An 18,650-nucleotide genomic window follows, 5' to 3' on the forward strand; every position below is an offset into this window, starting at 1 on the left:
AACGTTTCCGTCATGGACCTCACCATTCACACCACCGCCCTCCCGCACACCGACCCGGACGCCTCCCTGGCCTTCTACCGGGACGTTCTCGGCTTCGAGGTGCGCAGCGACGTCGGCCAGGGCGCGATGCGCTGGATCACCGTCGGCCCCGCGGGCCGGCCCGGCACGTCGATCCTCCTGGCCCCGCCGGCCGTCGACCCCGGCATCACCGAGGCCGAGCGCCGCACCATCACCGAGATGATGGCCAAGGGCACCTACGGCTGGATCCTGCTGGCCACCCCCGACCTGGACGGCACCTTCGAGAAGATCCAGGCCACCGACGCCGAGGTCGTCCAGGAGCCGACCGAGCAGCCGTACGGCATCCGGGACTGCGCCTTCCGCGACCCCGCGGGCAACCTGATCCGCATCCAGGAGCTGCGCTGATGTGCCTTCCCGGATGGGCGCGCGCCCGCACCGAGGCGCACCTGACCGCCTTGCGTGCCCGAGAGGTACGTGACGTCCCCGCACCCCGCACCGAGTCGTACGAGAGGGAACCCGCCATGGCCGGCACCGCGAGCACCACGAACACGCCGAGGACCACCGCCGCGAAGAAGGCGGGGACGAAGACCGCGGGGAAGACGGCGTCGTACGACGGCTTCACGGAGGAGGAGCGGGAGGCGATGAAGGAGCGCGCGAAGGAGCTGAAGGCCTCCTCGCGCCGCACCTCCCGCGCCGCCAAGGCCGCCGAGGCGGAAGCCGGCGTCCTCGCAAAGATCGCCGAGATGCCGGACGAGGACCGGGTGCTCGCCGAGCGGATCCACGCCCTCGTGAAGGAGAACGCCCCGGAGCTGGAGCCGAAGCTCTGGTACGGCATGCCGGCCTACGCGAGGGACGGCAAGGTCGTCTGCTTCTTCCAGAGCGCCCAGAAGTTCAAGACGCGGTACGCGACGCTCGGCTTCAGCGACCTGGCGCGGCTCGACGACGGTGCGATGTGGCCGGCCGCCTACGCGCTGACCCGCCTGACCCCCGCGGACGAGGCCCGCATCGCCGAACTGGTGCGCAAGGCCGTCGCCTGAGACGCGGGCCCCGGACGGCCGGTGCCCGCCGCCCGGCGGGGGCGGATGACCGAAAGCGGTCCACCGCCGGCGCGGGCCGCATACGGTGGGACGGTCGGTGATCATCCGTACCTCCCGCGTGAAAGGGCTCCTCGCATGACGGACAGCGGTACTCCCGAGCCGGTCGTCACGACCCCGGTCGGCCGGGTGGTCGGCGGGCGCGCCGACGTCCTGGACGACGCGTGGGGCGGGGTGGCGGCGGTGATCCGGCTGGACGACCGGTTCGGCCCGGACGCCCTCGCGGGCCTGGACGCCTTCTCGCACGTGGAGGTCGTCTACCACTTCGACCGCGTACCGGTGGAGAAGGTGGAGACCGGGGCCCGGCATCCGCGCGGCAACGCCGGCTGGCCGCTCGTCGGCATCTTCGCCCAGCGCGGCAAGAACCGCCCCAACCGCCTCGGCGTCTCCCGCTGCCGTCTCCTGCGGGTCGACGGCCGGGAACTCCACGTCGAGGGCCTGGACGCGGTCGACGGCACCCCCGTCCTGGACATCAAGCCCTACATGTCCGAGTTCGGCCCCCGCGGCCCGGTCACGCAGCCGGAATGGGCCACCGAGATCATGAGCCGGTACTACTGACCAGCCCTCTTCCGCCCGGAAGACTGTGCCGAATGGAGAAACGATCAAGCAGTGACAGGGCGGACGAGCACGGCGGGAAGGACGCGCCGCGCGGACACGGGCCGGTCCTGCGGACGGAGAACGGTCCCGTACGGGGCCGGGAGGCCGCCGGCGGTGTCACCGCCGTCCTGGGCATTCCCTACGCGGCCCCGCCCTTCGGCGCCCGCCGGTTCGGTGCGCCGGAGCCGGCGGCGCCCTGGGACGGCGTCCGGGACTGCACGGCCTTCGGCCCCGTCGCCCCGCAGTCGGCGGAGCTGCCGGGCGCGCCGGTGTGGCGTCCCGGGGACGAGGACGTCCTCACCGTCAACGTATGGGCACCCGAGGACGCGGCCACCGGCCCCGGGCCGCTGCCGGTGTTCTTCTGGATCCACGGCGGCGCCAACACCTTCGGCTCCTCCGCCCAGCCCGACTTCGACGGTACGGCCCTGGCCCGCGCCGGGCTGGTCGTCGTCAGCTGCAACTTCCGCGTCGGCTTCGAGGGCTTCGGCCATGTCCCCGGCCACCCCGACAACCGGGGGCTCCTGGACCAGGCCGCCGCGCTGCGCTGGGTCCGTGACAACATCGCTGCCTTCGGCGGGGACCCGGGGAACGTCACCGTCGCCGGGCACTCGTCCGGGGCCGGTGCGGTGGTCTGCCTGATGGCCATGGAACGGGCCCGGGGCCTGTTCCGGCGGGCCGTCGCCCACAGCGTGCCCAGCGCCTTCCACTCGGTCGCGCTCGCCACGGCGGTCACCGGGAGGATCGCCGCCGCCGCGGGGGTCGCCCCGACGGCCGAGGGCCTGCGGTCGGCATCGCCCGGTGCGCTGGTCGCCGCCTCCGACGCGGTGTCCGCCGCGTGTGCCACCGACCCCGTCGCCGCCGTCCACGCCTTCGAATCCGTGATCTTCCAACCCGTGGTGGACGGCGAGGTGCTGCCCGCCGACCCGCTGCGCGCCCTCGCCTCGGGGGCGGCGCGGGACATCGACCTGCTGCTGTGCCACGCGGAGGAGGAGTACTGGTTCCTGCACACGGTCGGGGCCGTACGGGAGGTCACCACCGAGTCGGAGCTCGGCGAGCTGACCCGGGCCCTGGGCCTGCCGGACGGGTTGGCCGACGCCTACCGGGCGGTGATGCCGGGCGCGCCCGTGCTCGACCGCGCCCTCGCCGTCCTCGGGGACGCGAAGTTCGGCGCGTACACCACCCGGCTGGCCGAGACCCACGCGCGGGCCGGCGGCCGTGCCCACCTGGCCCGCTTCGCCCGTGCCCGTACGGGGGTCAGGCCCTGGCACACCGCGGACGTGCCGTTCGCCTTCGGCAACCTGGACGTGCCCGGCGCGGACTTCCTCCTCGGGGGCGCGCCCGACGAGGAGGACCGCGCCCTCTCCCGCCGTATGCTCCGCGCCTGGGCGGACTTCGCGGCCGGCGGCGAACCGGGCTGGCCGCCGGTCACCGCCACCGCCACCCCGGCCCGCGTCTGGGCGGTCCCGGCCGACCGGCTCGCCGACGTGACCGCGTCCCCGGTCCACGGTCTGTGGCGCTCCGTCCCGTTCGGCCTCCTGCGTCCCCTGCGCGGCCCGGACGCCTGACGCCCGGGCCGGAGGGGGGCCGGCCGGGGCGTCGGTGCGCGCGGGGGTCAGGCCGAGGCCTCGGCGCGGGCGGCGGTACGGGTGGCCGGGGCCGGGCGCGGGACGAGGCGGCGCCGGCGGGTCGGGAGGCCCGCGGTGGGGTGGGCGACACCCCAGGCGGCGCCCTTGCAGATCAGCTCCTTGTAGTGGAACGCCAGGCGGCCGGTGAGGACGCTGTCCCGGGCCCGGTCGTCGGCGGTGACGAACTGGATGAGGCCCTCGGAGCGGCCCAGGGAGACGCACTGCTGGAAGTAACGGATGGTCATGGAGGGGACCTTGGTGCCGGTGAGGCGGGCCGCGATGGCGTCGGCCGCCTGCCAGGCCATCGGCACCCCCGAGGCGCAGGACATGCGCAGCGGCCTGCCGCCGGGGCCGAGGGCGTGGGCGGCGTCACCGATCGCGTACACGTCGGGGTGCGAGTGCGAGCGCATCGAGGCGTCCACGGTGATCTGTCCGTGGTCGGTGGTGTGCAGGGTCGTCGCCCGTGCCAGCGGGTGGACGGCGAAGCCGGTGGTCCAGACGGTGGCGTCGGAGGACAGGGTGCCGCCCCCGGCGGTGGTGACGCCGTCCGCCGTGACGGCGGTGACGGTGGTGTGCTCGTGCACGGCGATACCGAGCCTGTCGGTCACCGTGCGCAGGTGGGCGCGGCCCTTGTCGGAGAGCCAGTCGCCGAGGACGCGGGGCGTGGCCAGGGTGACGCGGAGGTCGGGGCGGGCCTCGGCGATCTCGGTGGCGGCCTCCAGACCGGTGAGCCCGCCACCCACGACGACCACGGGCCGGCCGGCGCCGAGCGCGGCCAGGCGCTCCCGGAGGCGGAGGGCGCCGGGACGGCTGGAGACCTCGTGGGCGTGTTCGGCGGCGCCGGGGACCCCGCCGTCGTTCCAGGTGCTGCCGAGGGCGTACACGAGGGTGTCGTACTCCAGCACCTCCGCGCCGCCCGCCGGGGCGGCACCGGCGGGGCCGGTGGGCGTGACCGTGACGGTGCGGCGGTCCACGTCCACACCGGTGACGCGGGCGAGCTTCAGCGTGACGCCCGTGCCCGCGAAGATCTCCTCGAACGGCCGGGGCTTCAGTTCCTGTCCGACGGCGAGCTGGTGGAGCCGGACGCGCTCGACGAAGTCGGGCTCGGGGTTGACGAGGGTGATGGTGACGTCCGCGCGGTGCAGCCGCCGGGCGAGGCGGCCGGCCGCGACGGCTCCGGTGTAGCCGGCTCCGAGGACGACGATGCGGTGCTGCATGTGCCTGCTCCTGTCTGCGAGGTTCGGCCGCTGTCTGCGCGGTGTCGCCTCTTGAACCGGACAGCCCGCCGATCCCTGACAGAAGCAGTATGTGACCCGCGTCACATCGCCTCAGAGGGTGTGGAGCGGCTCCTCCTTGATCGTCCGGGCCGCCCACCGCTCGGTCGCGCGGACGAGCTTGTCCGGGTTGACCTGGCTGCGGACGGCCACGATGCCCTCCGGCGTGACCTCCAGGCAGGTGACCGCGACGACCCGCCCGTCCACGACCACCACGAACGCCGGCTCGCCGTTGGCCGTCGAGGCGTAGACGTCGGGCGTCCCGCCGACGAGCTTCCGCTTCGCGTCCCCGGGCTTGAACAGACCCCGCAGGAACGTGGCGACCGCGACCGCCCCCTCGAACGCCTTCGCCCGGGCCGGCACCTTCCCGCCGCCGTCGCCCACCGCGACGGCGTCCTGCGTGAGCAGCCGGACGAGAGGCTCCGTACGGCCGCTGGTCGCCGCCGCCAAGAACTCCTCCACGATCCGCCGGGCCGCCGCCCCGTCGATCTCGGTGCGCGCCCTGCCGTCCGCGACGTGCTTCTTCGCCCGGTGCAGGATCTGCTGGCTGGCGGCCTCGCTGATGTCGAGGATCTCGGCGATCTCCCGGTGCGGATAGTCGAACGCCTCGCGCAGCACGTACACCGCCCGCTCGTTGGGCGTCAGCCGCTCCAGCACGACGAGGACGGCGTACGAGACGGACTCGCGCTGCTCGGCCGTGTCGGCCGGGCCGAGCATCGGGTCCCCCGCGAGCAGCGGCTCGGGCAGCCATCTCCCCACATACGTCTCGCGCCGCGCGCGGGCCGAGGAGAGCTGGTTGAGGCAGTAGTTGGTGAGGACCTTCGTCAGCCAGGCCTCGGGTATCTCGATCCGCCCCGCGTCGGCCGCCTGCCAGCGCAGGTACGTCTCCTGCACGGCGTCCTCCGCCTCGCTCGCCGAGCCGAGCAGCCGGTAGGCGATGGCCTCCAGCCGGGGCCGCGCGGCCTCGAACCGGTCGGTGTCACTCGTGATCAGCGCCATGCCGCGATCCTAGAGGCGCCGTGTCCGTGCCGTCAGGGCCCGGTGGATTTCTCAGGGCAGCCTCCGGGGCGGCCCCCGGGGGGTGGACCCTTGCGGGCGTCAGACGATCAGGGAACGCCCGGTGGGGGCGAGGCGCAGCAGCCTGGTCGGGGCGGTCCGTTCCCGGGCGAGGCCCGGCAGGATCTCCGCGCGGGCGTGGGGATCGGCCCGGACGGCGGCGGCGTGCCGGTGGTGGGCGTCCTCGTCGGCGTAGGAGAGGAGGACGACGGCCACGTTCTCGCCGGTCCGGACGGGCAGCCGGGTGAAGGTGTTCGGGGCGTCCTCGGTGGAGAGCAGGGCGAGCGGTTCGGGCCCGGTCGCGCGGAGCACCGGCAGGAGTCCGTCCCGGAGCAGTTCGACGCCGTGGTCCCGCCCCGGGGGGAACGACCACAGCACGGCGGCCACGAACCGGTCCGGCGCCGGTGCCCCGACCGGCGGCCGCGCGGCGGGGGAGGCGGGGAAGCCGCTCCCGGCGGCGCGGGGCCGCAGCAGGAGGACGTCGTCGGAGTCGGCCATGGTGGCGTTCGCCCGGGGCCCGTGCGCGGCCCAGACCGGCCCGCCGTAGAAGTCGGTCAGCGCCCGGTGCCGCACGGCCATGTCGGGAAACCCCCGGAGCCATACGAAGCGGTCGGGGTCGTCCAGGTCCCGGAACTGCCCGAGGACACTCATCCCCACCGCCTCCTGCGTCTCGGTGAACTCCCGCTCGAACAGCGCGATCAGCTCCTCGCGCCGGCCGGGACGCAGCGTGTAACGGCGCAGCTCGATCACGGCGGGCGGCGGGACGGGAGCGGGGGAGGACGGCACGGCGGGGCTCCTGGGACTCGTGGCATCAGCGGGTGCGTACGGCCGACGGTAGGACCACCGTGTGCCAGATGCTGTCAGGGTTTCCGAGGAGAATGCGCGCATGTCTGCCACCCGCCTGCTGTCGGTCCTGCTGTTGCTGCAAGCACGGGGCCGGATGTCGGCCCGGGCGGTCGCCGAGGAGCTGGAGGTGTCGGTCCGCACCGCCTACCGGGACCTGGCCCGCCTCCAGGCGGCGGGCGTCCCGGTCTGCGCGGAGCCCGGCCGCGGCGGCGGCTACCGCCTCCTCGACGGCTACCGCACCCGCCTCACCGGCATGACCGGGGGCGAGGCGCGGGCCCTCCTCTTCGCGGGCCTGCCCGGACCCGCCGCCGAACTGGGCCTCGCCGAGGAGACGGCGGCGGCCCGGCTGAAGCTCCTCGCCGCGCTGCCGGACGGCCCGCGCGAGGAGGCGGCGCGGGCCGCGGCGGTCTTCCACCTGGACGCGCCCGGCTGGTACCGGGACCCCGAGCCGGCCCCGTACCTCCCCCTCCTCGTCGACGCGGTGCTCGCCCGCCGCCCGCTCGACGTGCGCTACCGCCGCTGGCGCGCCCCGCAGGAGGTGCGCCGCCGCCTCCACCCGTACGGCCTGGTCCTCAAGTCCGGCACCTGGTACCTGGTGGCGGCGACGGCCGACGCATCCGACCGCCCGGGTCCCGCCACGTACCGCGTGACGCAGCTCCTCGACGCCGTACCGGCCCCGCCCGGCGCACTCTTCACCCGCCCCCGGGACTTCGACCTCGCCGCGTACTGGACGGCCTACCTCGCCGACTTCTCGTCCCGCCGCTTCACCGGCACCGCCACCGTCCGCCTCTCCCCGCGGGGGCGCGGCCGTCTCCCCGACAACCTCCCTCCGGAGGTGGTCCGCGCGGTCGAGGCGACCGCGACCCCCGCCGGCGACGACGGCTGGGTGGAGGCGGTCATCCCGGTCGAGAGCACGGACCACGCCTGCGGCGAACTCCTCCGCCTGGGCCCGGACGTCGAGGTCCTCGGCCCGCCGGCGCTCCGGACGGCCATGACGACCGCGGTGCGGGCCCTGGCCGGGTTCTACGGGACGTGAGGAGGCCGGGGCTCAGCCGGCCACCGGCGGTCCGCCGGAGGGAGACCCCCCGGTCGGGGACCCACCGCCCGCGGGCCGCTGTTCGGCCGCCGCGCGACGGTACTCGGCGTTGATGCGCTGCGCCTCCTCGAGCTGGTCCTCCAGGATGATGATGCGGCAGGCGGCCTCGATGGGGGTGCCCTGGTCGACGAGTTCGCGGGCTCGGGCGGCGATGCGCAGCTGGTAGCGGGAGTAGCGCCGGTGACCGCCCTCGGAGCGCAGCGGGGTGATCAGGCGGGCCTCGCCGATGGCGCGGAGGAACCCGGGGGTGGTGCCGAGCATCTCGGCGGCCCGCCCCATCGTGTACGCGGGATAGTCGTCGTCCTCGAGCCGGCCGATCGGATCGTCCGCTGTCATTCTCACCTCTGCCGTGTCCGTCACGCCCCGTCCCCTGAAACCATAGTGCCGTCACGGGGGCGGCCCGGCGCGCACACGAGGGGGGCGCCGTTCCCGGTCACCGGGGGCCCGCGGCCGTGACGGCCGGATGGACGGCGGCTAGAGTCGATCTCATGTCGAAGCTTGACGAATTGCTCGTTGACATCGCCGCCAAGGTGGAATCCGGGCAGAGCAATCAGATGTCCCTGACCGTGGTCACCGGCGGGGCCGTCCTCACCGGCCGCTTGGCTCCCGAAGCGGTCTGGCGCCAGCGGGTGACGGAGGTGCTGACGGACTCCGCGAACCTGGGCGAGTTCGCCGACGTCTTCGCGAAGCCGTCCGCGCAGGCCGGGCCGCCGACGCATCTGCACTTCCACGTGGCCCGGATCATCCAGGGCACCATGGCCATCCCGGAGACCGGCGGGATGTACCGGGTGCCCATCGCCGATGTGAGCGCCTGGACGGTGGGGGACGTCAGCTACTCCGACCACTGACCGGGACCGTGTACGAGGAGGGCCCGACCGGCACATGCCGGTCGGGCCCTCCTCGTACGGTTCCCTCGGGACTCAGGCGGCCGTCAGACCGCCGGAGACGCTGCCGAGCAGGGCGGAGGCCCGCTCGACCGGGCCGGCGGAGACCACGGGCGGCGCCTCGTCGACGGTGTTGCACGTGAAACCGAGCCGGGTCATGGCCTGGACGACCTCACGGGCGGTGAAGTCGCGCGGGTCCTGGCGGGTGACGACCCGCCCCACCTGCTTGGCCGGGTAGCGGCGGCGACCGATGGTGACGTACGCGCCGGCGGTGACCGGTTCGGGCTTCACGTCCTTCATCGTGTCCAGCACGCCGTTCTTCGTCAGTTCGAACGGATAACGGGCGATGACGCAGCGCATGGGACCTCCAAGGTGCCGTGAGCGAATGGTGCGGGGGGAAGAGGGCGGGGTCGGGGCGGGGTCACGACGTCCGGACGGCGGCGGCGCGCAGGCGCCGGCCGAGGAGGTCGCGGAGCCGTACCCGGTCCGTGTAGGCCGCGGTGGCGCGGAAGGCGGCGAGCTGGGCGCGGGTGACGAGGCCGGTGCGGCGGCCGTCGCCGTCGCGGATGACCAGGTGTCCGGCGCGGGCGCTCGCCATGACCGAGAGGGCCACTTCGACGGTCATGTCGTCCCAGACCTGAGGCTCGGCCTCGGGGACGGTGCGGACGGCGGTCACGCCGTCCGCGGGGGTGCTGCTCGGCGGGCGGGGCTGTGTCCCGGCGGATGTCACATGGGCCTCCTGCGGCGGGTGGACGGGCGCGGGGCCGCGACGCGGACGGGAATGCCCGTCGGGGGCCGCGCGCCGGTGATGCGGTTCAGTTCGGGCTCGCCGGGGCGGACCCGCGTGATCTGCGGGTGGATGCTCGCCTTCGTCAGGAGGCGGGACATGCCGCGGCGCTGGTTCGGGGTGACGAGGGTGACGACGCTCCCGGACTCCCCGGCACGGGCGGTGCGGCCGCTGCGGTGCAGGTAGTCCTTGGGGTCGCTGGGCGGGTCGACGTTGACCACGAGGTCGAGGCTGTCGACGTGGATGCCGCGGGCGGCCACGTTCGTCGCGACCAGCGCGGTGACCTGCCCGGAGCGGAATCCGGCCAGGGTGCGGGTGCGCTCGGCCTGCGACTTGCCGCCGTGCAGCGCGGCCGCCCGTACGCCGCAGGCGAGCAGGGCCTCGGCGAGCCGGTCGGCGGCGTGCTGCGTCTCCAGGAACATGATCACGCGGCCCTCGCGGGCGGCGATCTCCGCCGTGGTGGCGTGCTTGTCGTCGGCGTGGACGTACAGCAGGTGGTGCTCAAGGGCGGCGTCGTCCCCGGCCGGGGTGTCCACGGTGTGGACGACGGGGTCGGTCAGATAGCGGCGGACCAGCTGGTCGACGGTGTGGTCGAGGGTGGCGGAGAACATCATCCGCTGCCCGTCGGCCGGCACCAGGTCGAGCAGCTCGGTCACCTGGGGGGTGAAGCCCAGGTCGGCCATCTGGTCGGCCTCGTCCAGGACGGTGACCGCGACCCGGTCCAGCCGGCAGTCGCCGCGCTCGACGAGATCCCTGAGCCGTCCCGGCGTGGCGACGACGACCTCGGCGCCGCTCCGGAGGGCGTACGCCTGCCGGGCGATCGGCAGCCCGCCGACGACGGTGAGGGTGCGCAGCTGGACGGCGCGGGCGTACGGGGCGAGGGCGTCGGTCACCTGCTGGGCCAGTTCCCGGGTGGGGACGAGGACCAGCGCGAGCGGTCGCCGGGGATCGGCGCGCCGCCCGGCGGTGCGGGCCAGCAGCGCGAGTCCGTACGCGAGCGTCTTGCCGGAACCGGTCCGGCCGCGGCCCAGGACGTCCCGGCCCGCGAGGGAGTTCGGCAGGGTCGCGCCCTGGATCGGGAAGGGCACGGTCACGCCTTCGGCGGCGAGAGCGGCCCGCATCCGGTCGGGCAGGGCGAGATCGGCGAACGCCGCGACGGCGGGGAGCGAGTCGGGGGTCTGTGTGCTGTTCATGCGGAACCTCCTTGGTGCGGCGCGCATCAAGGAATCCCCGCAGAGAAAAGAAAAGCGGTGCGTGGGGAATTTCTGGACGGAGCCGAATGGGGCACGGAGCGCGGGCCGCCGGATGATGGATCACCGGGCGCCGGCGTACGAGTTATGCCACCGAGAATCGTTTCCGCGAGATCCCCGCGGAAAACGCATGCAGCTGGGGCCCGCACCCCGAAGGATGCGGGCCCCAGCTACGTCGTGCGCGTCAGCGTCAGGCGGGAACGATGTTCTCGGCCGTCGGGCCCTTCTGGCCCTGCGCGATGTCGAAGTTCACCTTCTGGCCCTCCTGCAGCTCGCGGAAGCCCTGGGCGGCGATGTTCGAGTAGTGGGCGAACACGTCAGGGCCGCCACCGTCCTGCTCGATGAAGCCGAAACCCTTTTCCGCGTTGAACCACTTGACGGTACCAGTAGTCATGCATATCTCCTGTGGGGCAATTCGGCATCCGCACTTCACGGATGCGCTTGTCGCCGTGATGATTACCCCGCCGGAATACGACACCGAAGTTTCGGGAACCACAACTGCAACTGAGATCGACAGTAGCACGCCCTGACGCCCGGCGCGGGATTTCCTGTCCTACTCTTTTTCAACGCCAAAAACCCTCGCCGCGCGGCTTCCCCATTTCTCATCCGGCCGCCACAGATAATGCGCGGCGACGGTGGGTGATCCCGTGCGCACGCCGGGCGACCGTGCGGCCGGGTCGGTGAGCGCCGACGGCCCGAGGCGCGCGTACCCCCTGTGACCCACCGCACACCGGCCGACCGATCACTCCGCTCCGCGAGCCCGGTCCTACAGGCGACACGTTCGAGCGAGAAAGGCCCACCATGACCGACAGTAGCGTGAAGGGTCCTGCCAGTTACTTCCCGTCCATCGAGAAGAAGTACGGCCGTCCGATCGGCGAGTGGAAGGAACTCATCCGTTCTTCGCCGCTGACCAGGCACATGGAGTTGGTGACCTGGCTGAAGACCGAACACGGCCTGGGCCACGGCCACGCCAACGCCCTGGTCGCCGACACCCTGGCGGAGGCCGGAAGCAGGTAACGGCCCGGGACGCCGGACCACTCCAGAAGTACGGAATTGGACCTTACCGACGGCCCCTCGCGTCCGTAGGTTCGTCGCGTGACCAGAAGGAGCAACTCCCCAGCGCACGACGCCGATACGACCTGAACACCTCCGCGACGAGGCCGGCCCCAGGGGCACGGCCTCCCTACGAACGAACAGGAACGCACATGACCAGCACCACCATGACCGTGGCCGTCCTCGGACCCGGCGGGGTCGGCGGCCTGATCGGCGCGCTGCTGGCCCGCGACGGACACCGCGTCATCTGCCTCGCCGGCGAGGAGACCGCCGCTGTGCTGCGGCGTGACGGTCTGAGCGTCCGGAGCGAGCGGTACGGCGACTTCACCACACCGGTCGAGGCCGACACCGAGCTGCGCGAACCGGCCGACGTCACCTTCGTGACCGTCAAACAGACCAGCCTGGCCGCCGCCCTCGACCGTGTTCCGCCGCGGGCCGTCGGCGACGGCGTCGTCATCCCGCTGCTCAACGGAATCGACCACGTCGCGGCGCTGCGCCAGGAGTACCCGGCCGCCCGGGTCGTGGCCGGCACCATCCGGGTCGAGGCCACCCGCACGTCCCCCGGACACATCACGCACACCAGTCCTTTCAACGCCCTCGACCTGGCCGCCCCGCTCGACGGCATCGCCTCCCACCTCCGCCGCGCCGGCATCGACGTGAACCTGCGCACCGACGAGAGCGCGATGCTCTGGGACAAGCTCTCCTTCCTCGCCCCGTTCGCCCTGCTGACCACGCGCCACCGGGCCACCGTGGGCGTCATCCGGGACGAGCGGCGGCCCGAACTGCTCGCCGTCCTCGACGAGATCACGGCCGTGGCCCGCGCCGCGGGCGCCCCCGTGACCGCCGAGTCCGTGCTCTCCTTCTTCGACCGCGTCCCCGCCACGATGAAGTCCTCGATGCAGCGCGACGCGGAGAACGGCCGCCCGATCGAGCTCGACGCCATCGGCGGAGCCGTCCTCCGAGCCGCCGCCGCACACGGAATCGACGCCCCGGCGACCGCGCGCCTCGTCGCGGAGCTGGATTCCCCGGCGACCGCGGAGACGCGGCCGTAACGGCCCTCCAGGTACCCGGGACGACGGCGCTTCGAGCGCGGCGCCGGCCCGTGCCGTACGTCAGGTGCTCGCGGCGGCTTCCAGAGGGCTCAGTGCGGCTGCCCGGCGGGCCGGGACGGCGGCCGCGAGGACGCCGATCGCCAGGGAGAACAGGCACACCATGAGCAAGGTGCCCCAGGGCAGGGCCAAGGCGTACTGATCGATGGCGCCGTTGGCGAGGGAGCCGACCGCCCAGGCGCAGAACAGGCCGCCCGCCAGGCCGAGGACGGTGCCGAAGCCGGCGACGGCCAGGGCCTCCAGGCGGATCATGCGGCGGACTCCGGCGCGGTCCATGCCGAGGGCACGCAGCGCACCGATCTCGCGGGTGCGTTCGGCGACCGACATGGCCAGCGTGTTCACGATGCCGAGGGCGCTGATGACGACGCCGATGCCGAGCATGCCGTACATCACGTTCAGCAGGTCGCCCATGGTGCCGGCGGCCTCGCGGACGAGCTGGTCGCGGTCCTGCACGGTGAGGAGGGGGTTGTTGCCGACGGCGGTGCGCAGCCGGTTCTCCAGTGCGGCCGTCGCCGGGCCGTCGGTGCGCAGGAGTACGCGCTGGACGGAGCCGGGCAGGAAGCTGTCGGCTGCGACCTCGGCGCGGCTGCCGAGTGCGTCGCGGGCGATGGGGTTGTCCTTGTAGACGCCCACGACCTGGTACGGGGTGGGCTTCCCCGCGCGGCCCATCTGGACGTTCAACCGGCCGCCGGTGGTCACCCCGTTCTCCCGGGCGAGGGTGGTGGAGACGGCGATCCGGCCCGGTGCCAGGTCGTCGGCGGAGCCGGAGACGAAGTCGAGCTTCATGGTGTCGCGGACGGTGGCGGGGTCGACGCCGGAGATCTGCCGGACGCCGGTGCCGGTGAACAGGGTGGAGTCGGTGATCGGGTGCGCGGCGCGCACGCCGGGGGTCCCGGCCAGCCGTCGTACGGCGGCCGGGTCGATGCCCGTCATGGTGGAGCGGGTGCTGACGACGTGGTCGGCGCCGAGCCCGGCCGCGGCCTGGCGGTCGAGTGCCTGGCCGGTGGAGTGTCCGATGACGGCGAGGCCGGTGACGAGGCCGGTGCTGATCAGCAGGGTGGCGGCGGTGGCCGCCGTGCGGCGCGGGTCGCGCAGGGCGTTCTCCCGGGCGAGGCGGCCGGTGACGCCGAACCGCCCGGTCAGCCGCCCCGTCAGCCGGATCACCGGGGCGGCGAGCAGCGGCGCGAGCACGATCAGGCCGGCGGCGAACAGGGCGCAGCCGGCCATGGCGTCGCGCAGGTTCTCCTCGGAGGCTTCCTGTGCGCCGCTGAGGGAGATCAGCCGGCCGGCGCCGAGTGCGAGGAGGCCCAGGCCCAGCGCGCCGCGCAGTCGGAACCGCTGGGCCGCGGGCGGCTGTTCCGCCGTCCGCATGGCCTCCATGGGCGAGGTCCGGGCGGCCAGGCGGGAGGGCAGCCACGCGGCGAGCACGGTGACGCCGACGCCCACGCCGAGCGCCGCCACGACCGAGCGCGGGCCGATCACCAGGGGGCCGCCGGGCAGGGCGCTGTCGCCGCCGACGACGTGCGGCAGCACCGCCGCGATCCCCAGCCCGAGCAGGAAGCCGGTCACCGAGGCGGCCAGACCGACCACCAGGGCCTCCAGGAGGACGGAGCGCGACACCTGGCGGCGCGAGGCACCGATCGCCCGGAGCAGCGCGGTCTCACGGGTACGCCGCTTCACCAGCATGGTGAAGGTGTTGACGATGAGGAACGAACCAATGAAGAGCGAGACCCCGGCGAAGACCATCGGCACCTTCTCGTAGCCGCGGGTCAGGGTGTCGACGAGGACGGCCTGCTGGGCCGCCTGGGCCTGGCCCGTGGTGGCCTCGGCACGGTCGGCGGGCAGCACGGCCGTGACCCGGTCGGCGAGTTCGTACGCGGAGATGCCGACTGCGGCGGTCAGGTCGATGCCCGTGTAGTGGCCAGGGGTTGAGAACAGCTTCTGGGCGGTCGCCTTGTCGAAGAGGACGAGGGTGCCGCCGGCGGTGACCCGGGTGTCGTCCGTCGTCACGGTGCCGACGAGGCGCGCGGTCATGACCGGCCCGTCCGTGGCCAGGGTCACCGTGTCGCCGAGCCGGAAACCACCCGCGGCGGCGGTGCCGCGGTCCACGGCGATCTCGCCGCTGCGCGCGGGCGCACGGCCCTCGGCCAGGGGATGGCGGCTGTCCTCGCCGTCCTTGCCCGGCACGTACGCGCCGGCCAGGTTCGACCAGGCGCGGCCGGCCCGCAAGGGGCTGCCGTCCGCCGCGTTCAGGGTCGCCGTGCCGTCGGCCGACGGGCGTACGGCGGCGACGCCGGGCACCCGGGCCAGTCGGGCGGCGAGCGCGTCGTCGAGCACACCGGCCCGCGGACCGGAGTCCGTACCGGGTTCGGGAGCCCTCTCGGTCACGGTGACGTCGATACCGGCGAAGGTCTTCGACGCGGCGGCACGGTGGGCGGCGGCGGTGGAGTCCGCGAAGACGAGGGTGCCGCTGACGAACGCGACGCCGAGGCAGACGGCGATGACGGTCATGGCCAGTCGGGCCTTGTGGGCGAGGAGGTTGCGCAGGGCTGTTCTCAGCATGGGGTTTCCGGGCTTTCCGAGGGGTTCCGAGGAGGTCGGGGACTTCCGGGGACGGGGCGGTACGGGATGGCGGCGGGGTGCGGCTCAGCCGTCGTGGGAGTGGGAGCCCAGGCTTTTCATCAGGTCGAGGACGCGGTCCGGGGTCGGCCGGGCCATCTCCTCGACGAGGCGCCCGTCGGAGAGGAAGACGACGCGGTCGGCGTACCCGGCGGCCACCGGGTCGTGGGTGACCATGACCACGGTCTGGCCCAGCTCGCGCACCGAGTCCCGCAGGAAGCCGAGGACCTCGGCGCCGGAGCGCGAGTCGAGGTTGCCGGTGGGCTCGTCGCCGAAGACGATCGCCGGGCGGGAGGCCAGGGCGCGGGCGACGGCGACGCGCTGCTGCTGGCCGCCGGACAGCTGGGCGGGCCGGTGGCCCAGGCGGTCGGCGAGACCGACCATGGCGACGATCCGGTCCAGCCACGCGCGGTCGGGCCGGCGGCCGGCGATGTCCATCGGCAGGGTGATGTTCTCCAGCGCGGTCAGCGTCGGCAGCAGGTTGAACGCCTGGAAGACGAACCCGATGCGGTCCCGGCGCAGTTGGGTGAGCTGCCGGTCCCCGAGGCGGGCGAGTTCGGTGGTGCCCACGCGTACCGACCCGGAGGTGGGCGTGTCGAGTCCGGCGGCGCAGTGCATCAGGGTCGACTTGCCGCAGCCCGACGGGCCCATGATCGCGGTGAACTCGCCCTCCCGGAAGGCGATGCTGACCCGGTCCAGGGCGACCACCCTGGTGTCGCCGCCGCCGTAGACCTTGGAGAGGTCGGTGGTGGCGGCCGCGATGCCGGTCGTCGGGTGCGGTGGCAGGAGGTCGGCGGTCATGGGACTCCTCTTCTCGTACGGAAAGCGCACGTGAAGGGTGTCCGGGGAACGTATCGGGGCCCGGGCCGCCGTGTATCGGCATCCGCTCGGGCGTGCGGCGAACGTGTAGCGGGCCGGGTACGCGCAGGGACCTCCCCGCGGTGGCCGCACGTCGGGAGCGCGGGCGGCGGGGAGGCCCTGAAGGGGAGCGCCTCTACCGGTGTTCGCCCAGTGCGACGATCTTGCGGGCGAGCGCGCCGACGGCCAGGAGCGTCCCGCCGAGGAACAGGCCGATCACGCCGAGCACTCCGGCGGGCTGCCCCGTCTCGCCCGCCGCGGTGTTCGCGGTGAGCCCGCCGACGACGAGCAGCAGGGACAGGACGGCGATGAGGGCGCCGGCGCCCAGGGCGCCGCGGGACAGGGCGGTGGTGCGGAAGGACGGGTTCATGGTGGTCTCCTCGACAGTGGGTTCCGCGCCGGGGTCCGACACGGGACGCGGCGTCCTGTGAAGGGTGACGGAGCGACGTATCGGGCCGTGAACCGCCGTGTATCGGCGTCCGCTCCACCGTGTACCGGCCGTACGGCCGCCGTCCGTCACGCGGGCAGCCGCAAGGTGGCGACGGCCCCGCCGTCCGGGGCGTCGGCCAGCGACAGCTCGGCGCCGAGGACCCGGGCCTGGCCGAAGGCGATGGTGAGCCCCAGGCCGTGGCCCGAGCCGCGTTCCCGGGCACCGGTGTGGAAGCGCCGCGGGCCGTGGAGCAGCAGGTCGTCCGGGAAGCCGGGGCCGTGGTCGCGGACGACGACCGTCGGTCCGTCGACGGTGACCCGGACCGGGCCGGCCCCGTGGCGGTGGGCGTTGACGACGAGGTTGGCGACGATCCGCTCCAGGCGGCGCGGGTCGGTCTCCACCGTCTGCGCGCTGCCGTCGTCGGTGATCCCGGTGTCGAGGCCGGTACGGGCGACGGCCTCGGCGACCACGGCGCCGAGCGGCACCCGGACACGGACCGGTTCCTCGGCCCCGGCGTCCAGGCGGGAGATCTCAAGGAGGTCCTCGACGAGGTCGCGCAGATCGCGCACCCTGGCCCGCAGCAGGTCCTCGGTCTCGCCGGGAGGCAGGAGGTCGACGGCGGCGAGCAGCCCGCCGACGGGCGTGCGCAGCTCATGGGCCACGTCCGCGGTGAACCGGCGTTCGGTGCGCAGCCGCAGCGCGAGGCTGTCGGCCATCCGGTCGACGGTCGCGGCGATGTCCGCGACCTCGTCACGGCCCTTCGTGGGCCCCGTACGGGCGTCCAGGTCCCCGGCCGAGATCCGCACCGCCGTCTCGGCGACCCGGCCCAGCCTTCGGGACAGGAGCCCCGCACCGTAGACGGCCAGGGGCACGGCGGTGGCGAGCGCGACGAGCGAGGCGACGGCCATGGCCGCGTCGAGGCGCGCCAGGTTGGCGTGGTCCGGGCCCAGGTTGATCTGGACGGCGAGGACCGGGCTGCCCGGACCGCCGGTGCGCTGGGCCGCCCAGACGCTCGGTCCGACGTTTCCCTCGACGTGCCCGTCGTGGACGTGGTGCCGTGCGCCGTCGGCCGGGTCCCGCAGCGCCGCCGGCAGGTCGGCGGGGTCGAGCTCGGCGCCGTCGGTGAGGACGCCGGTGCGGCGGTGGACGTCCATGGCGGCGTACAGCGTGTTCACCGCCCGCGCCTCGCCGCGGGCGCGGATGTCCTGCGCGGTCCACAGGTGCACCAGGACGCCGACCGCCGCCACGACGAACAGGGCCGTGACCGCGGCGAGCGCGGCGATCTTCCGGCGCAGCGAGGTACGGCCCGACCACGGCCCGCGGAGGGGACGCACGGTCACCGCCGGAACTTGTATCCGAAGCCCCGGACCGTCTCGATCCGGTCGCGGCCCACCTTCCGGCGCAGCCGCTGCACGCACAGGTCCACGACGCGGCTGTCGCCGTCCCAGCCGTACTCCCACACGTTCCGCAGGAGGGTGTGCCGCTCCAGCACGATCCCGGGGTGGGCGGCGAACTCCAGCAGGAGCTTGAGCTCCGTCGGGGTCAGCGCCACGGGCCTCCCGGCGAGGGACACCTCCATTCCGGCGGTGTCGATCCTCAGGTCTCCGAACTCCAGCGCGTCCTCGTCGCCCGGCCGGCTCCCGGCCGGGCCCGGTCCGTTCGGGGGCACGGGCGCGTACGTGGCACGGCGCAGCAGCGAACGCATGCGGGCCACCAGGACGTACGTCTCCACCGGTTTGACGACGTAGTCGTCGGCCCCGGCCTCCAGCCCGGCGACCACGTCGAGCCCGTCGCCGCGGGCGGACATCATCAGAACCGGCACCAGGCTGGTCTCCCGGACCCTGCGGCACAGTCCGATCCCGTCGAGGCCGGGCAGCATGACGTCGAGGATCAGCAGGTCGAAGTCCTCCTCGCGGAAGGCCTCGAGCCCGCTGAGCCCGTCGGCCACCGCCCGCACCTCGTAGCCGTAGCGATCCAGGGCGACGGAGAACGACCGGCGCATCAGGTCGTCGTCCTCGACCAGCAGCACCCGGGCGGTCTGCGCGGAGGAGGCG

Annotated in this window: 21 protein-coding genes; 8 read left to right on the forward strand and 13 right to left on the reverse strand. The window is 73.9% G+C overall.

Translation table 11 applies throughout. The features are described 5' to 3' along the window. Positions 1-12: 12 nt before the first annotated feature. From ACFY60_RS05135 to ACFY60_RS05150, 4 genes are all read left to right on the forward strand, one after another. Positions 13-423, forward strand: a complete 411-nt coding sequence (locus ACFY60_RS05135; protein ID WP_309052533.1) for a VOC family protein — start codon at positions 13-15, stop codon at positions 421-423. Between the two features lie 236 nt (positions 424-659). Next, entirely contained in the window at positions 660-1,055 is a 396-nt protein-coding gene (locus tag ACFY60_RS05140; RefSeq protein WP_388610208.1) for an iron chaperone, read from the forward strand. Between the two features lie 135 nt (positions 1,056-1,190). Further along, the gene (locus ACFY60_RS05145) at positions 1,191-1,670 is read left to right on the forward strand and encodes an SAM-dependent methyltransferase (RefSeq protein WP_388609656.1); all 480 of its coding nucleotides are present in this window, start codon (positions 1,191-1,193) and stop codon (positions 1,668-1,670) included. A gap of 32 nt (positions 1,671-1,702) precedes the next feature. After that, the gene (locus ACFY60_RS05150) at positions 1,703-3,274 is read left to right on the forward strand and encodes a carboxylesterase/lipase family protein (protein ID WP_388609654.1); all 1,572 of its coding nucleotides are present in this window, start codon (positions 1,703-1,705) and stop codon (positions 3,272-3,274) included. Between the two features lie 47 nt (positions 3,275-3,321). On the opposite strand, the gene ACFY60_RS05155 is transcribed toward ACFY60_RS05150, so the two are convergent. From ACFY60_RS05155 to ACFY60_RS05165, 3 genes are all read right to left on the reverse strand, one after another. Further along, on the reverse strand, positions 3,322-4,551 hold the full coding sequence (locus tag ACFY60_RS05155; protein WP_388609653.1) for an NAD(P)/FAD-dependent oxidoreductase: 1,230 nt from the start codon (positions 4,549-4,551) through the stop codon (positions 3,322-3,324). A 111-nt stretch (positions 4,552-4,662) separates the two neighbouring features. After that, positions 4,663-5,607, reverse strand: a complete 945-nt coding sequence (locus ACFY60_RS05160; RefSeq protein ID WP_388609652.1) for an RNA polymerase sigma-70 factor — start codon at positions 5,605-5,607, stop codon at positions 4,663-4,665. A 99-nt stretch (positions 5,608-5,706) separates the two neighbouring features. Then, complete coding sequence (locus ACFY60_RS05165; protein ID WP_388609650.1) at positions 5,707-6,450, reverse strand: NIPSNAP family protein; 744 nt, start codon at positions 6,448-6,450, stop codon at positions 5,707-5,709. A 100-nt stretch (positions 6,451-6,550) separates the two neighbouring features. Between ACFY60_RS05165 and ACFY60_RS05170 the strand changes: the two genes are divergently transcribed. Continuing rightward, positions 6,551-7,546 carry a helix-turn-helix transcriptional regulator gene (locus ACFY60_RS05170; RefSeq protein WP_388609649.1) on the forward strand — a complete coding sequence of 332 codons (996 nt, stop codon included), beginning with the start codon at positions 6,551-6,553 and terminating at the stop codon, positions 7,544-7,546. 12 nt (positions 7,547-7,558) lie between these two features. Here ACFY60_RS05170 and ACFY60_RS05175 read toward each other — a convergent pair whose 3' ends face one another. Then, on the reverse strand, positions 7,559-7,942 hold the full coding sequence (locus ACFY60_RS05175) for a MerR family transcriptional regulator (protein ID WP_388609648.1): 384 nt from the start codon (positions 7,940-7,942) through the stop codon (positions 7,559-7,561). 152 nt (positions 7,943-8,094) lie between these two features. Between ACFY60_RS05175 and ACFY60_RS05180 the strand changes: the two genes are divergently transcribed. Further along, positions 8,095-8,454 carry a hypothetical protein gene (locus tag ACFY60_RS05180; RefSeq protein WP_352058021.1) on the forward strand — a complete coding sequence of 120 codons (360 nt, stop codon included), beginning with the start codon at positions 8,095-8,097 and terminating at the stop codon, positions 8,452-8,454. A 72-nt stretch (positions 8,455-8,526) separates the two neighbouring features. Here the strand turns inward: ACFY60_RS05180 and ACFY60_RS05185 are convergent, their stop codons facing one another. From ACFY60_RS05185 to ACFY60_RS05200, 4 genes are all read right to left on the reverse strand, one after another. Next, the gene (locus ACFY60_RS05185) at positions 8,527-8,850 is read right to left on the reverse strand and encodes an SCO5918 family protein (RefSeq protein WP_388609646.1); all 324 of its coding nucleotides are present in this window, start codon (positions 8,848-8,850) and stop codon (positions 8,527-8,529) included. Between the two features lie 61 nt (positions 8,851-8,911). Next, entirely contained in the window at positions 8,912-9,220 is a 309-nt protein-coding gene (locus ACFY60_RS05190; protein WP_388609645.1) for a CBS domain-containing protein, read from the reverse strand. Next, on the reverse strand, positions 9,217-10,470 hold the full coding sequence (locus ACFY60_RS05195) for a DEAD/DEAH box helicase (RefSeq protein ID WP_388609642.1): 1,254 nt from the start codon (positions 10,468-10,470) through the stop codon (positions 9,217-9,219). Before ACFY60_RS05195 ends, ACFY60_RS05190 begins: the two co-directional genes overlap by 4 nt. A gap of 247 nt (positions 10,471-10,717) precedes the next feature. Further along, on the reverse strand, positions 10,718-10,921 hold the full coding sequence (locus tag ACFY60_RS05200; protein ID WP_158991800.1) for a cold-shock protein: 204 nt from the start codon (positions 10,919-10,921) through the stop codon (positions 10,718-10,720). A 407-nt stretch (positions 10,922-11,328) separates the two neighbouring features. On the opposite strand from ACFY60_RS05200, the gene ACFY60_RS05205 reads away from it, so the two are divergent. Together ACFY60_RS05205 and ACFY60_RS05210 are read left to right on the forward strand one after the other, a co-directional pair. Next, positions 11,329-11,544 carry a DUF4287 domain-containing protein gene (locus tag ACFY60_RS05205; protein WP_388609640.1) on the forward strand — a complete coding sequence of 72 codons (216 nt, stop codon included), beginning with the start codon at positions 11,329-11,331 and terminating at the stop codon, positions 11,542-11,544. 188 nt (positions 11,545-11,732) lie between these two features. Continuing rightward, on the forward strand, positions 11,733-12,632 hold the full coding sequence (locus tag ACFY60_RS05210) for a ketopantoate reductase family protein (RefSeq protein ID WP_388609638.1): 900 nt from the start codon (positions 11,733-11,735) through the stop codon (positions 12,630-12,632). A gap of 60 nt (positions 12,633-12,692) precedes the next feature. Here the strand turns inward: ACFY60_RS05210 and ACFY60_RS05215 are convergent, their stop codons facing one another. The 5 genes from ACFY60_RS05215 to cseB all read right to left on the reverse strand — a co-directional run bounded on the left by ACFY60_RS05215 (position 12,693) and on the right by cseB (position 18,598). Beyond that, positions 12,693-15,251 (reverse strand): ABC transporter permease, encoded by a 2,559-nt coding sequence (locus ACFY60_RS05215; RefSeq protein ID WP_388609636.1) that lies wholly within the window; start codon positions 15,249-15,251, stop codon positions 12,693-12,695. A gap of 84 nt (positions 15,252-15,335) precedes the next feature. Continuing rightward, positions 15,336-16,109, reverse strand: coding sequence for an ABC transporter ATP-binding protein (locus ACFY60_RS05220; RefSeq protein WP_388609635.1), 774 nt, complete (start codon positions 16,107-16,109; stop codon positions 15,336-15,338). Between the two features lie 193 nt (positions 16,110-16,302). Then, complete coding sequence (locus ACFY60_RS05225) at positions 16,303-16,536, reverse strand: hypothetical protein (protein WP_388609633.1); 234 nt, start codon at positions 16,534-16,536, stop codon at positions 16,303-16,305. Positions 16,537-16,682: 146 nt separating this feature from the next. Next, entirely contained in the window at positions 16,683-17,936 is a 1,254-nt protein-coding gene (locus tag ACFY60_RS05230) for a sensor histidine kinase (RefSeq protein ID WP_388609631.1), read from the reverse strand. Then, complete coding sequence (cseB, locus tag ACFY60_RS05235) at positions 17,933-18,598, reverse strand: two-component system response regulator CseB (protein WP_388610206.1); 666 nt, start codon at positions 18,596-18,598, stop codon at positions 17,933-17,935. Before cseB ends, ACFY60_RS05230 begins: the two co-directional genes overlap by 4 nt. Positions 18,599-18,650 lie beyond the last annotated feature (52 nt).

The sequence above is a fragment of the Streptomyces sp. NPDC012827 genome (genome assembly GCF_042900905.1).
In the GTDB taxonomy this organism is placed as follows: domain Bacteria; phylum Actinomycetota; class Actinomycetes; order Streptomycetales; family Streptomycetaceae; genus Streptomyces; species Streptomyces gulbargensis.